The 13,961-nt window shown below is 63.9% G+C and carries 14 protein-coding genes; 11 read left to right on the plus strand and 3 right to left on the minus strand.

The window, feature by feature from the left end; genetic code table 11:
• Window positions 1-101 precede the first annotated feature (101 nt).
• From DFR48_RS20770 to DFR48_RS20790, 5 genes are all read left to right on the plus strand, one after another.
• Entirely contained in the window at window positions 102-1,634 is a 1,533-nt protein-coding gene (locus DFR48_RS20770) for an acyl-CoA carboxylase subunit beta (protein ID WP_114365131.1), read from the plus strand.
• Between the two features lie 13 nt (window positions 1,635-1,647).
• On the plus strand, window positions 1,648-2,025 hold the full coding sequence (locus DFR48_RS20775; protein WP_114365132.1) for a hypothetical protein: 378 nt from the start codon (window positions 1,648-1,650) through the stop codon (window positions 2,023-2,025).
• 4 nt (window positions 2,026-2,029) lie between these two features.
• Window positions 2,030-2,443 (plus strand): hypothetical protein, encoded by a 414-nt coding sequence (locus tag DFR48_RS20780; protein WP_114365133.1) that lies wholly within the window; start codon window positions 2,030-2,032, stop codon window positions 2,441-2,443.
• Between the two features lie 88 nt (window positions 2,444-2,531).
• On the plus strand, window positions 2,532-3,095 hold the full coding sequence (locus tag DFR48_RS20785; protein WP_114365134.1) for an RNA 2'-phosphotransferase: 564 nt from the start codon (window positions 2,532-2,534) through the stop codon (window positions 3,093-3,095).
• On the plus strand, window positions 3,092-5,098 hold the full coding sequence (locus DFR48_RS20790; RefSeq protein ID WP_114365135.1) for an acetyl-CoA carboxylase biotin carboxylase subunit: 2,007 nt from the start codon (window positions 3,092-3,094) through the stop codon (window positions 5,096-5,098). The genes DFR48_RS20785 and DFR48_RS20790 overlap by 4 nt, the downstream gene beginning before the upstream one ends.
• A gap of 173 nt (window positions 5,099-5,271) precedes the next feature.
• Here DFR48_RS20790 and DFR48_RS20795 read toward each other — a convergent pair whose 3' ends face one another.
• Both DFR48_RS20795 and DFR48_RS20800 read right to left on the minus strand, forming a co-directional pair.
• Window positions 5,272-5,622, minus strand: coding sequence for a type II toxin-antitoxin system RelE/ParE family toxin (locus DFR48_RS20795; protein WP_114365136.1), 351 nt, complete (start codon window positions 5,620-5,622; stop codon window positions 5,272-5,274).
• On the minus strand, window positions 5,612-5,881 hold the full coding sequence (locus DFR48_RS20800; RefSeq protein ID WP_114365137.1) for a ribbon-helix-helix domain-containing protein: 270 nt from the start codon (window positions 5,879-5,881) through the stop codon (window positions 5,612-5,614). Before DFR48_RS20800 ends, DFR48_RS20795 begins: the two co-directional genes overlap by 11 nt.
• A 133-nt stretch (window positions 5,882-6,014) precedes the next feature.
• On the opposite strand from DFR48_RS20800, the gene scpA reads away from it, so the two are divergent.
• On the plus strand, window positions 6,015-8,153 hold the full coding sequence (scpA, locus tag DFR48_RS20805) for a methylmalonyl-CoA mutase (protein WP_114365138.1): 2,139 nt from the start codon (window positions 6,015-6,017) through the stop codon (window positions 8,151-8,153).
• On the opposite strand, the gene DFR48_RS20810 is transcribed toward scpA, so the two are convergent.
• Window positions 8,139-9,098: a LysR family transcriptional regulator gene (locus tag DFR48_RS20810; RefSeq protein WP_114365139.1), complete on the minus strand. Its 960-nt coding sequence runs from the start codon at window positions 9,096-9,098 to the stop codon at window positions 8,139-8,141. The two genes, scpA and DFR48_RS20810, sit on opposite strands and share 15 nt — an antisense overlap.
• 176 nt (window positions 9,099-9,274) lie before the next feature.
• Here DFR48_RS20810 and DFR48_RS20815 point away from each other — a divergent pair, with 176 nt between their 5' ends.
• From DFR48_RS20815 to DFR48_RS20835, 5 genes are read left to right on the plus strand one after another with little or no spacing between them, the layout of a single operon-like run.
• Window positions 9,275-10,477, plus strand: coding sequence for an ABC transporter substrate-binding protein (locus DFR48_RS20815; RefSeq protein WP_114365140.1), 1,203 nt, complete (start codon window positions 9,275-9,277; stop codon window positions 10,475-10,477).
• 16 nt (window positions 10,478-10,493) lie between these two features.
• Window positions 10,494-11,276, plus strand: a complete 783-nt coding sequence (locus tag DFR48_RS20820) for an ABC transporter ATP-binding protein (RefSeq protein ID WP_114365184.1) — start codon at window positions 10,494-10,496, stop codon at window positions 11,274-11,276.
• Window positions 11,277-11,278: 2 nt separating this feature from the next.
• Window positions 11,279-11,980 carry an ABC transporter ATP-binding protein gene (locus DFR48_RS20825; RefSeq protein WP_114365141.1) on the plus strand — a complete coding sequence of 234 codons (702 nt, stop codon included), beginning with the start codon at window positions 11,279-11,281 and terminating at the stop codon, window positions 11,978-11,980.
• Between the two features lie 3 nt (window positions 11,981-11,983).
• The gene (locus DFR48_RS20830) at window positions 11,984-12,871 is read left to right on the plus strand and encodes a branched-chain amino acid ABC transporter permease (protein WP_114365142.1); all 888 of its coding nucleotides are present in this window, start codon (window positions 11,984-11,986) and stop codon (window positions 12,869-12,871) included.
• A gap of 1 nt (window position 12,872) precedes the next feature.
• Window positions 12,873-13,859 carry a branched-chain amino acid ABC transporter permease gene (locus DFR48_RS20835; protein ID WP_114365143.1) on the plus strand — a complete coding sequence of 329 codons (987 nt, stop codon included), beginning with the start codon at window positions 12,873-12,875 and terminating at the stop codon, window positions 13,857-13,859.
• Window positions 13,860-13,961 lie beyond the last annotated feature (102 nt).

Here is a 13,961-nt window from a genome sequence, read left to right on the forward strand (position 1 = left end):
TATAAATCCGCAACTGCGCCTGTTCAATCATTTTCTTTGCCGGGCACTGTGTTTAAGGGCACAACTTGACTTGCAGGCCTTGAAGACCATCGGGAGGAAGCATGCGATTGATATTGGACCAGCTCGAAGCCCGGCGCGCCGAAGCCCATATGGGCGGCGGACAGCGGCGCATCGACGCCCAGCACGCCAAGGGCAAGCTGACGGCGCGCGAACGCATCGAGGTCCTTCTCGATGAAGGCTCCTTCGAAGAATACGACATGTACGTCACCCACCGCTGCACCGACTTCGGCATGCCGGAGCAAAAGATCGCCGGCGACGGCGTCGTCACCGGCTGGGGCACGATCAACGGCCGGCAGGTCTATGTCTTCTCACAGGACTTCACTGTCCTCGGCGGCTCGCTGTCGGAGACCCACGCCCAGAAGATCTGCAAGATCATGGACATGGCCGTGAAGAACGGTGCACCCGTGATCGGCCTGAACGACTCGGGCGGCGCCCGCATCCAGGAAGGCGTCGCCTCGCTCGCCGGCTATGCCGACGTCTTCAAGCGCAATGTCGATGCCTCCGGCATCATCCCGCAGATTTCCGTCATCATGGGCCCCTGCGCCGGCGGCGCGGTCTATTCGCCGGCGATGACCGACTTCATCTTCATGGTCCGGGATAGTTCCTACATGTTCGTCACCGGCCCGGACGTCGTGAAGACCGTCACCAACGAGATCGTCACCGCCGAGGAACTCGGCGGCGCGCGCACCCACACGACGAAGTCCTCGGTTGCCGACGGCGCCTACGAAAACGACATCGAGGCCCTGGAACAGGTTCGCCTGCTCTTCGACTTCCTGCCCTTGAACAACCGCGAAAAGCCGCCGGTCCGGCCGTTCCACGACGATCCCGCCCGCCTCGAAATGCGCCTCGACACGCTGATCCCGGATTCGTCGAACAAGCCCTACGACATGAAGGAGCTGATCTACGCTCTGGCCGACGAGGGCGATTTCTTCGAGATCCAGGAAGCCTTCGCCAGGAACATCGTCACCGGCTTCATCCGCATGGAGGGCCAGACGGTCGGCGTCGTCGCCAACCAGCCGATGGTGCTCGCCGGCTGCCTCGACATCGACAGTTCGCGCAAGGCCGCCCGCTTCGTCCGCTTCTGCGATGCCTTCTCGATCCCGATCCTGACGCTGGTCGACGTGCCCGGCTTCCTGCCCGGCACGGCGCAGGAATATGGCGGCGTCATCAAGCACGGCGCCAAGCTCCTCTTCGCCTACAGCCAGGCGACCGTGCCGATGGTGACGCTCATCACCCGCAAGGCCTATGGCGGCGCCTACGACGTCATGGCCTCCAAGCACATCGGCGCCGACATCAACTATGCCTGGCCGACCGCCGAGATCGCCGTCATGGGCGCCAAGGGCGCGACCGAGATCCTCTACCGCTCCGAACTCGGTGACGCCGACAAGATCGCCGCCCGCACGAAGGAATACGAGGAGCGCTTCGCCAATCCCTTCGTCGCCGCCGAACGCGGCTTCATCGACGAAGTGATCATGCCGCACTCCTCCCGCCGCCGCATCGCCCGCGCCTTTGCCTCGCTTCGCAACAAGCAGGTGGAGACCCGCTGGAGAAAACACGACACGATCCCGTTGTGAGGGGAGAACGCTGATGGCCGACCTTCCCGACATGACCAAGCACAAGGGGTTCCCGTCCGGTATGCCGGGAACCGGTGTGCAGTTCACCATCCGCCGCGCCAACCCCAAGGGCGTGACCCCGCTGAAGGCCCTGCCGCGCAAGGCGAGGCCAGGCACCAAGGAGCACCGCATCGACGCGGCCTTCCTGCATGCCCTCTGGCATCATTTCGGGCCGGAGCCCTTCGAGCGCGGCAACCTGGACGCCGCTCGCCTCAACCTGCTGTTCGGCCGTGAAGTCGTCGCGGCTGACAAGGATTTCGACCCGCTTTCCTACGAGGCCATGCTTGTCATCGACGAGCGCGTGGCCCGCAAGAGCTTCCCGGAATCCTTCGAAGACGTGTTCGAGGTCTAAACCCATGGCAAAAGATCCGCTCATGCCGAAACACCAGGGCTTTCCGCTCGGTCTGCCCGGAACGCAGTGGCAATACACGATCCGCCGCGCCAACCCCAAGGTGACGCCCGTCACCAACTGGCCGCGCCACCGCACCATGGACCAGACGGTGGCACTCGCCGACCTCGGCTTCATGCAGGCGCTCTGGCAGTATTTCGGCACGGAACCCTTCGAACGGGGCAACCTCGACGGCGAACGCCTCTGCCGCCTCTTTGGCCGGGAAGTCATCGCCGCCGAGCGCGGGTTTGATCCGCAATCATACTTTGCCAAGCTGAAGATCAACGAGCCGCTGGCCCGCAAGAACTTCCCGGAAGCCTTCGGCGAGGTGAAGGACGAGCAGAGCGTGGCTAAAGGTCTGAAGAAGAAGGCGCGGGAATAGCGAGCGACAATGAACGGATGGCTGGGGAGGCCATAGGAATGATCGTTATGCAAGTCGGGCTATCGATGCCCGTGGAATTGGCCCGTCCATGAGTGCCGAAACCAGCAAATTCCTTAGTTATGTCCTGCGGCATGCGCCAGAGAGTATCGGGCTCGATCTGGACGGCGAAGGCTGGACAGACATTGACACCCTCGTCAGAAAAGCGAACGCGGCTGGACAGGCCATCGACCAGGAAATGCTGCTGCGCACCGTCCGCGAAAGCGAGAAGAAGCGTTTCACCCTGTCCGAGGACGGGACTCGCATTCGGGCAGCTCAAGGGCATTCGATCAAGGTCAATCTCGGTCATGCTCCATCGCAGCCACCCGCGCAACTGTTTCATGGCACGGCGACCCGCTTCCTGGACGCGATACTTGCCGAGGGCCTTCGCCCCGGAAGCCGACAGCACGTCCATTTGTCTGCGGATCAGGAGACGGCAACGCAGGTTGGCGCCCGCTATGGCAAACCCGTCGTGCTTTCCGTGAATGCCAACCGAATGGTGGAAGGTGGACACACCTTCTTCCAGGCCGAAAACGGCGTGTGGCTGACCGACCATGTACCGGCAATCTTTCTTACCATCATCGAAACCCCGGCCGTGGGAGGCAATCGCCAATGATCCAGAAAATCCTCATCGCCAACCGTGGCGAGATCGCCTGCCGTGTGATCAAGACGGCGAAGAAGATGGGCATCGCCACCGTTGCCGTCTATTCCGACGCCGACCGCGATGCGCTGCATGTGAAGATGGCCGACGAGGCGATCCATATCGGCCCGGCACCGTCGAACCAGTCCTACATCGTCATCGAGAAGATCCTCGAGGCGATCCGCAAGTCGGGCGCCGATGCCGTCCATCCGGGCTACGGCTTCCTCTCGGAAAACGCCGTCTTCGCCGACGCGCTCGCCAATGAAGGCATCACCTTCGTCGGCCCGCCGGTCGAGGCGATCCAGGCGATGGGCGACAAGATCACCTCGAAGAAGCTTGCCGCCGAAGCCGGCGTCTCCACCGTTCCCGGCCATATGGGCCTGATCGAGGATGCCGACGAGGCGGTGAAGATTTCCGGCCAGATCGGTTATCCGGTGATGATCAAGGCGTCCGCCGGCGGCGGCGGCAAGGGCATGCGCATCGCATGGAATGCCGAGGAAGCCCGCGAAGGCTTCCAGTCGTCGAAAAACGAGGCGAAGAATTCCTTCGGCGACGACCGCATCTTCATCGAGAAGTTTGTCACCGAGCCCCGCCACATCGAAATCCAGGTGCTCGGCGACAAGCACGGCAACGTGCTCTATCTCGGCGAGCGCGAATGCTCGATCCAGCGGCGCAACCAGAAAGTCATCGAGGAGGCCCCCTCGCCGTTCCTCGACGCAGCGACCCGCAAGGCGATGGGCGAGCAGGCCGTCGCGCTCGCAAAGGCCGTGGGCTACCACTCCGCCGGCACGGTGGAATTTATCGTCGACGGCAAGGAGAACAAGTTCTACTTCCTCGAGATGAACACCCGCCTGCAGGTCGAACATCCGGTGACCGAGCTCGTCACCGGCCTCGATCTCGTCGAGCAGATGATCCGGGTGGCCTCCGGCGAGAAGCTCGCCTTCGCCCAGGAAGACGTGAAGCTCAATGGCTGGGCGATCGAAAGCCGCCTCTATGCGGAGGACCCCTACCGCAACTTCCTGCCGTCGATCGGGCGGCTCACCCGCTACCGTCCGCCGGTCGAAGGCCGCCAGGACGACGGCACGGTGATCCGCAACGATACCGGCGTCTACGAAGGCGGCGAAATCTCGATGTATTACGACCCGATGATCGCCAAGCTCTGCACCTGGGCGCCGAGCCGCCTCGAGGCGGTCGACGCGATGAGCGCGGCACTCGACGATTTCGAGGTCGAGGGCATCGGCCACAACCTGCCTTTCCTCTCCGCCGTGATGGAACACGAGCGCTTCCGCGAAGGTCGGCTCACCACCGCCTTCATCGCCGAAGAATTCCCGGAAGGCTTTTCCGGCGTGGCACCGGACGCGGATTCGGCCCGCAAGCTCGCGGCCATCGCCGCCTTCATCAACCAGATCCTGCAGGATCGCGCCGTGCAGATTTCCGGAACCATCGGCAATCACCGCCGCATCGTCGGCCGCGACTGGGTGGTAACGCTCGCCGGGCACGAATATCCGCTGACGGTGGAAACCTCGGCGGACGGCACCTTCGCCCGCTTTGCCGACGGTGCCGTATCGTCGATCACCGGCGGCTGGGTTCCGGGACAGGCCCATGCCCGCTTCCATGTCGACGGCGTGACCATCGGCGTCAAGATCGGCCTTGCGGGCGCCGGCATCCGGCTGCGCTGGCGCGGCATGGACGTGATCGCGCGCGTGCGCTCGCCGCGCGTCGCTGAGCTTGCGAAGCTGATGCCGGAAAAACTGCCGCCGGATACCTCGAAAATGCTGCTCTGCCCGATGCCGGGCGTCATCACCGCGATCGCCGTCAGCGAGGGCGATCAGGTCGAGGCCGGCCAGGCGCTCGCAACCGTCGAGGCGATGAAGATGGAAAATGTGCTGAAGGCGGAGAAGCGAGGCGTGGTCAAGCGGGTCGCGGCCGCCGCCGGCCAGAGCCTCGCCGTGGACGAACTGATCATGGAGTTCGAGTGATGTTGGCGCCCCTGCCCCTCACCCTGACCCTCGCCCCGCAAGCGGGGCGAGGGGACGGAGACGTTGCGGCACTCCGCCTTCTCCCCGTCATGACGGGGAGAAGGTCCCGGCAGGGGGATGAGGGGCAATGGCACAACACGACATCGGCCAGCCGAAGGCTTGTGTCCGGACCGTCAGCGCCCGGTGCCGAGGCGTACCAGCATGAGCCGCTGATGATCCTGACCGCCGAAGAAGATGGCAAGTACCCGTACGAGCTGCCGTTCGTCATCGACGTCGAAATAGAAGATCGCCCGGTTTTTCGTCACATGACGCAATCCCGTCGCAACCTCGGGCCAGAGCGTTCCCTGGTAAGGCGCATCGGCCAGGGCATCCATGTCCGCCTCGATCCTGCGGACACGAGCCGTCGCCCGAGAAAACGCCTCGACTATGGAATCGCCGAAGCTGAGGTAGGAGTTGACGAGGTGATCGAAAATCAGGTCCAGATCGCGGTCGCTTTCCGCAGATCGCCTGACTTCATAGGCCATATTGGGCCTTCTTCGCGGCGATCATCGCGTCAATGCGCTTGCGACTTTCGGCTTCAGACAGGAATTCGCCTTGGCGCCGTCGGTCGAGCAGAGCCTTCAGAACCGCAAGCTCCTCCTCCTTCATCTCGGTCTCTTCGCGCACGAGTTCCAGCCCCCGCTCGACAACGGCGCTCAAGCTCGGATAATGGCCTTCCTCGACCAACTTGCGGACAAACTCTTCCTGCTGAGGAGACAGGGAAACAGAGGCTTTCACGGACATGGCACGGCGCTCCGGTTGAGTGTCGGAAGATACTACCGAGCGATATTCGGGTCAAATTCAGCGGCTGCGATGCATACCACGCGTCTGGCGCCGCACACCATTCAAGTCAGCGTCACCTCGGGGGAATCCGGCAATGACCAAGAAAACCATCAAGGACTGGGAAGCGCTGGCCGAGAAGGAACTGAAGCGCCCGGCCGAGAGCCTCACCTGGCACACGCCGGAAGGCATCGACGTCAAGCCGCTCTACACGGCCGAGGATCTCGAAGGCATCGAGCATCTCGACAGCCTGCCGGGATTTGCGCCCTTCGTCCGCGGTCCGCGCGCCACCATGTATGCCGGGCGGCCCTGGACGATCCGCCAGTATGCGGGCTTTTCCACCGCGGAGGAATCGAACGCCTTCTACCGCCGCAATCTTGCGGCCGGCCAGCAGGGCGTCTCCGTCGCCTTCGACCTCGCGACCCATCGCGGCTATGACAGCGACCATCCGCGCGTCGTCGGCGATGTCGGCAAGGCGGGTGTGGCGATCGACAGCGTCGAGGACATGAAGATCCTCTTCGACGGCATCCCGCTCGAGAAGATCTCCGTCTCGATGACCATGAACGGTGCGGTGATCCCGATCCTCGCGAACTTCATCGTCGCCGGCGAGGAACAGGGCGTGCCGCGGGCGCAGCTTTCCGGGACCATCCAGAACGATATCCTGAAGGAGTTCATGGTCCGCAACACCTACATCTATCCGCCGGAACCCTCCATGCGGATCATTGCCGACATCATCGAATACACGGCGAAGGAGATGCCGAAGTTCAACTCGATCTCGATCTCCGGCTATCACATGCAGGAAGCCGGGGCGACGCTGGTGCAGGAACTCGCCTTCACGCTCGCCGACGGGCGCGAGTATGTCCGTGCCGCCCTGAAGAAGGGCCTGAACGTCGATGATTTCGCCGGCCGCCTCTCCTTCTTCTTCGCGATCGGCATGAACTTCTTCATGGAGGCGGCGAAGCTGCGCGCCGCCCGCCTGCTCTGGACCCGCATCATGGAGGAGTTCCAGCCCCAGAAGGCGTCCTCGCTGATGCTGCGCACCCACTGCCAGACCTCCGGCGTGTCGCTGCAGGAACAGGACCCCTACAACAACGTCATCCGCACGGCCTACGAGGCGCTGTCGGCGGCGCTCGGCGGCACCCAGTCGCTGCACACCAACGCGCTCGACGAGGCGATCGCGTTGCCGACCGACTTTTCCGCGCGCATCGCCCGCAACACCCAGCTCATCCTGCAGAACGAGACCGGCATCACCAAGGTCGTCGATCCGCTCGCAGGCTCCTACTATGTCGAGAGCCTGACCAACGAACTGGCGGAAAAGGCCTGGGCCCTGATCGAGGAAGTGGAACGCCTCGGCGGCATGACCAGGGCCGTCGACGAAGGCCTGCCGAAGCGCCTGATCGAGGAAGCCGCGACCCGCCGTCAGGCGGCGGTCGACAAGGGCGAAGAGGTGATCGTCGGCGTCAACAAGTTCCGTTTGAACGACGAGCAGCCGATCGACATCCTGGAGATCGACAATTCGGCCGTGCGGGCCGCCCAGATCAAGCGGCTCGAACAGATCCGGCGTCAGCGCGACCCCAGGGCCGTCGAGGCGGCCCTTGCCCGGCTTGCGGCCGTTGCAGAAAGCGGTGAAGGCAATCTGCTCGAAGCCGCCGTCGAGGCAGCCCGCGCACGGGCGAGCGTCGGCGAAATCTCCGACGCCATGCGCAAGGTTTTCGGCGACCATACGGCCGTCCCGAAGGTCGTCCGCAACATCTACGGCAAGGCCTATGAAGGCGATCCGGAGCTGGCGACGCTTTCCGACCGCCTGAAGCACTACCGCGACGTCAAGGGCGCGGCCCCGCGCATCCTCGTCGCCAAGCTCGGCCAGGACGGACATGACCGCGGCGCCAAGGTAATCGCGTCGGCCTTCGGCGATATCGGTTTCGAGGTGATCGCCGGGCCGCTCTTCCAGACGCCGGAGGAGGCCGCCGATCTTGCCGTCGCCGAGAAGGTGCAGGTCGTCGGCATGTCCTCGCTCGCCGCCGGCCACAAGACGCTCGCCCCGCAGCTCATCGAGGCGCTGAAGGCGAAGGGTGCCGAAGACGTCATCGTCGTCGTCGGTGGGGTCATCCCGCGCCAGGACTACGACTACCTCATGGACCACGGCGTCGCCGCCGTCTTCGGCCCCGGCACCAACGTCATGGACGCTGCAAAGTCGGTGCTCGACCTCGCGGAAGGGCGGTTACGGAACGCGTGAGAGCGCTTCCGCCGCCCCCACAGGACTACTCTCGCCGGGTTTCACCGTTGCCGTCCCCAGAAAGGCGTCCATGCTTTCCCGCACGCTCGCCCTGAGAAACTCGATGACGCTCCTAACGCGCCCCACCTGCCGCAGATCGCGGTGGCAGGTGATCCAGTAGTGGCGCAGCAGTTCGACCTCGTCTTCGAGAACGACCTCCAGCTCCGGATAGTGCTTCGCGATGAAGATCGGCAGCACGCAGAGCCCCAGCCCGTTCCGCGTCGCCGTCAGCTGCGCGAAGATGCTCGAACTCTGGAAACGCGGCTTTATCCGCGGATGGATGTCGCCGAGATAGTCGAGGCCGGGCGCGAAGATCATGTCTTCGATATAGCCGATGAAGGTGTGGTCCAGCAGGTCGTCGCGGCTCCGCGGAGCACCCCGGCTCTCGAGGTACCCCCGCGTGCCGTAGATCTTCAGCCGGTAGTCGCAGAGCTTCTCGGAAAAATACGGGCCCGCCTTCGGCGGATCGAGGACGACCGCGAGATCGGCCTCCTTGCGCGAGAGCGCCATGATCTGCTGGATCGTCACGAGCTCGAGCGAGATGTTCGGCAACGCTGCTGCGAAGGTCTGAAGCGTGCCCGTGAAGAAGAAATTGGCAAAGCCTTCCGGCGCGCTGAGGCGGACCACGCCGCGCTGCGCGCTGCCGCCACCGGCCAGATCGGCCTGCAGCCGCTCCGTCTCCTGCTCCATCTTCTCGGCCGTCTCGACGAAGCGCTGTCCCATGCCGGTCAGCACGTAGCCGCGCGGGTTGCGCTCGAAGAGCTTGACCTTCAAGGCGAATTCCAGCCGGTCGATCCGCCGCGAGACGGTCGCGTGGCTGGTCCGAAGCTGCCTTGCCGCGGTCGACAACTGCCCCGTGCGGGCCACCGCCAGGAAATACTGTAGATCGTCCCAGGTAAAATGCATCGTCGCTCCCGATATCTGTTCAAAAACGAACAGAACCTGTTTGCAATTAGTCGGCGCTAAAACTTGCGTCAATCGATCTTTTCCCGGATCATGCGCCCACGATTGGCCGCGTTGAGGAGCGCGGCTGGTCAAAATTGAACAGATTCGCAGTCTGGAAGACTCTGGGAGGAGACCATATGCGCAAGAATCTCATCGCGTCGCTGGCGATCGTGCTGGCGAGCAGCACCGCTGCTCTGGCCGACGCATCGGACGGCAAAGTCAAGATCGGCATCCTGAACGACCAGTCCGGCGTCTACGCCGACTTCGGCGGCAAGTCGTCGGTCGAAGCCGCCAAGATGGCGATCGAGGATTACGGCGGCAAGGTGCTCGGCGTACCCGTCGAGATCGTCGATGCCGACCACCAGAACAAGCCGGACATCGCCTCCAACATCGCCCGCCAGTGGTACGACACCGAGCAGGTCGACGCGATCATGGAACTGACGACCTCTTCCGTCGCGCTGGCCGTCCAGGCGATCGGCAAGGAAAAGAAGAAGATCGACATCGTCACCGGCGCTGCCACCACCGAACTCACCGGCAAACAGTGCAGCCCCTACGGTTTCCACTGGGCCTATGATACCCATGCGCTCGCAGTCGGCACCGGCGGCGCGCTCGTGAAACAGGGCGGCGACAGCTGGTTCTTCCTGACCGCCGACTATGCCTTCGGCTACTCCCTCGAACAGCAGACCAGCGACTTCGTGAAGGCGAACGGCGGTAGCGTCGTCGGCGCGGTGCGCCATCCGCTCGCGACCACCGACTTCTCGTCCTTCCTGCTGCAGGCACAGTCCTCGGGCGCCAAGGTGGTCGGCCTCGCCAACGCCGGCGCCGACACGCAGAACGCGATCAAGCAGGCGGCCGAGTTCGGCATCACCCAGGGCGGCCAGCGTCTCGCAGCTCTCCTCTTCACGCTCGCCGAAGTCCATGGCCTCGGGCTCGAGGCGGCCCAGGGCCTGACGCTCACGGAAGGCTTCTACTGGAACCGCGACGAAGACAGCCAGAAGTTCGGCAAGCGCTTTTTCGAGCGCACCGGCAAGATGCCGAACATGGTCCATGCCGGCACCTATTCCGCCGTCCTGCAGTACCTGAAGGCGATCGACAAGGCCGGAACGGACGAGACGGAAGCCGTCTCCAAGGCCCTGCACGAAATGCCGGTAGATGACGTCTTCGGCCGCGGCGGCACGGTCGGCCCCAATGGCCGCATGTTCCACGACATGTACCTGCTCGAGGTGAAGAAGCCCGGCGACAGCAAGGAGCCCTGGGACTACTTCAACGTTCTCGCGACCATTCCCGGCAAGGAAGCCTATATCGATCCGACCAAGAGCGGTTGCGAGCTCGTGAAGTAAGCCTCGGCCGTAAATGATGAGCCTTCCTTCCGAAAGAACTTCTACGGAGCCGCGCGTGGTCTTGTCCGCGCGCGGCCTCCGCCGCGATTTCGGCGGCTTCACCGCCGTCCGGGACGTCGATCTCGATGTCCATCATGCACGCGTGCACGCCCTGATCGGGCCGAACGGTGCGGGCAAGACCACCGTCTTCAACCTGCTCACGAAATTCCTGCAGCCGACGGCGGGCACGATCACGCTGCTCGGCGAGGAAATCACCAGCACACCGGCCGACAAGGTCGCGCGGATGGGGCTCGTGCGTTCCTTCCAGATTTCCGCGGTGTTCCCGCACCTGAGCGTGCTCGACAATGTGCGCGTGGCGCTCCAACGCCCCAACGGCCTCGCCCACCAGTTCTGGCGTCCGCTTTCGGCGCTCGACGCACTGACGCCACGCGCCGAGAACCTGCTCGAAAGCGTCGGCCTCGTCCGGGAGCGCAACACGATCGCCGCCGATCTTTCCTATGGCCGCAAGCGCGCGCTGGAGATCGCAACGACGCTCGCCCTCGATCCCAAGGTCTTGCTCCTCGACGAGCCGCTCGCCGGCATGGGCCAGGAGGATGTGCGTGTGATCGCCAGCCTCATCCGCGAGGTCGCAAAGACCCGCGCCGTGCTGATGGTCGAGCACAATCTCTCGGTCGTCGCCGACATCTGCCACCACGTCACCGTCCTGCAACGCGGCGAGATCCTCGCCGAGGGCGACTATGAGACGGTCAGCAGCGACCCGCGCGTGCGCGTCGCCTACATGGGCACGGAGGAGGCGTAAAGATGACGGCACTTCTCGAGGTCCGCGGCCTCAACGCCTGGTACGGCGAAAGCCATATCCTGCACGGCGTCGACATGACCGTTCGCGAAGGCGAGACGGTCACCATTCTCGGCCGCAACGGCGTCGGCAAGACGACGACGCTGCGCACGCTGGTCGGGATCGTGCGCGCCCGCAAGGGTGAGATCGTTTTCAACGGCACCGACATGATGAAGGTGCCCCTGCACCGCACCGCCCGCTGCGGCATAGGCTTCGTGCCGGAAGAACGCGGCATCTTCTCGACCCTTTCGGTCATGGAAAACCTCATGCTGCCGCCGCAGGTCGCGGAAGGTGGCATGTCGCTCGACGAGATATTCGAGCTCTTCCCGAACCTCCAGGAGCGGCGCAACAGCCCCGGCACCCGCCTTTCCGGCGGCGAGCAGCAGATGCTGGCGATCGCCCGCATCCTGCGGACCGGCGTCAAGCTGCTGATTCTCGACGAACCGACGGAGGGGCTTGCCCCTGTCATCGTCCAGCGCATTGGCGAAGTGCTGAAGACGCTCAAGGAACGCGGCATGACCGTGTTGCTCGTCGAGCAGAACTTCCGTTTCGCAAGCCGCGTGGCCGACCGCTTCTACCTGATGGAGCACGGCCAGATGGTTTCCGAGTTCAAGGTGGAGGAGCTGCCAGAGCGCATGGACATGCTCCACAAGGTCCTGGGGGTCTGAACCATGGCGACAATCTTCGGCATTCCGCTCCAGGCACTCCTCGGACAGCTCCTGATCGGCCTCATCAACGGCTCCTTCTATGCCCTGCTGAGCCTCGGCCTCGCGATCATCTTCGGCCTCCTGCGGATGATTAACTTCGCCCACGGCGCGCAGTACATGCTCGGCGCCTTCGTCGCCTATCTGCTGCTGACTTTCGGGGGCATCGGCTACTGGCCGGCGCTGATCCTCGCGCCGCTGATCGTCGGCCTCTTCGGCGCGGCGATCGAACGGCTCTTCCTCCGGCGTCTCTACGAGCTCGACCCGCTCTACGGGCTCCTCTTCACCTTCGGCCTAGCACTGACGATCGAAGGCACGTTCCGCTACATCTACGGCGCGTCGGGACAACCCTATGCGACGCCGGCGGCACTTGCGGGTGGCACCAATCTCGGCTTCATGTTCCTGCCCATCTATCGCGGATGGGTGGTCGTGGTGTCGCTCGTGGTCTGCCTCGCCACTTGGCTTTTGATCGAGAGGACAAAGCTCGGCGCCTACCTGCGCGCTGCGACGGAAAACTCGACGCTCGTGCAGGTCTTCGGCGTCAACGTGCCGGTACTCCTGACCCTCACCTATGGTCTCGGCGTGGCGCTCGCGGCCTTCGCCGGCGTGCTCGCCGCCCCGGTCTACCAGGTGTCGCCGCTCATGGGGTCCAATATCATCATCGTCGTCTTCGCGGTGGTGGTCGTCGGCGGCATGGGTTCGATCATGGGGGCGATCGTCACCGGCTACATGCTGGGGATCGCCGAAGGGCTGACCAAGGTCTTCTATCCGGAGGCATCCAACATCGTGATCTTCGTCATCATGGCGATCATTCTTCTCATCAGGCCGGCAGGCCTCTTCGGCCGGGATGCATGACATGGCACAGGTAACGACCACTTCCGACATCGGCGGCGGACGCCCCGCCCTCGTGCAGGTGATCCTGCTTGCGGGCGGCATCGGCCTTCTCGCCGCCGCCCCCTTCTTCCTCTACCCGATCTTCGTGATGAAGCTCCTGTGCTTCGCCTTGTTTGCGGGCTCTTTCAACCTGCTGCTCGGCTATACCGGGCTTCTTTCCTTCGGGCACGCGACGTTCTTCGGAGGAGCCGCCTATTTCACGGCTCATGCGGTCAAGGAATGGGGCTTCCCGCCGGAACTCGGGCTCCTCGTCGGGGTTGCAGGCGCGGCCGTTCTTGGCCTCGTCATGGGCATCTTCGCGATCCGCCGGCAGGGCATTTACTTCGCGATGATCACGCTGGCGCTCGCGCAGATGTTCTACTTCTTCTGCCTCCAGGCGGAATTCACCCACGGCGAGGACGGTATCCAGTCCGTGCCGCGCGGAAAGCTCCTCGGCTTCATCGATCTCGGTACACCGCTCAACATGTACTTCTTCGTGCTCGGGGTTTTCCTCATCGGCATGCTGGTGATCTGGCGCTTCATCAATTCACCGTTCGGCATGATCCTGAAGTCGATCCGCGAAAACGAGGTTCGTGCAACCTCGCTCGGCTATTCGGTGGCGCGCTACAAGCTCGGCGCCTTCGTGATGTCGGCGGCGCTTGCGGGGCTCGCCGGCGGGCTGAAAGCACTGGTCTTCCAGTTCGCGACGCTCACCGACGTCACCTGGCAGATGTCCGGCGAGGTGATCCTGATGACGCTGCTCGGCGGGATCGGCACGCTCGTCGGGCCGGTGATCGGCGCCGGCCTCGTGGTGGCGCTCGGGAATTATCTCGCGACCTCGGAATTCCCCGTCACCATCATCACCGGCATCGTCTTCATGGTGTGCGTGCTGCTGTTCCGGCGCGGGATCGTCGGCGAGTTCTATGCGTCCCGCCTCGGACGCATGCTCGGCTTCGAACATCGACATTAGCCACAAGTTTCCTTCTCCCCGCCTGCGGGGAGAAGGTGGCCGGCAGGCCGGATGAGGGGCAGAGCATCATGGCATGGCAGGGCGTCTGCCCTCACCTCACCC

The organism is Ciceribacter lividus, assembly GCF_003337715.1.
GTDB classification, from domain to species: domain Bacteria; phylum Pseudomonadota; class Alphaproteobacteria; order Rhizobiales; family Rhizobiaceae; genus Allorhizobium; species Allorhizobium lividum.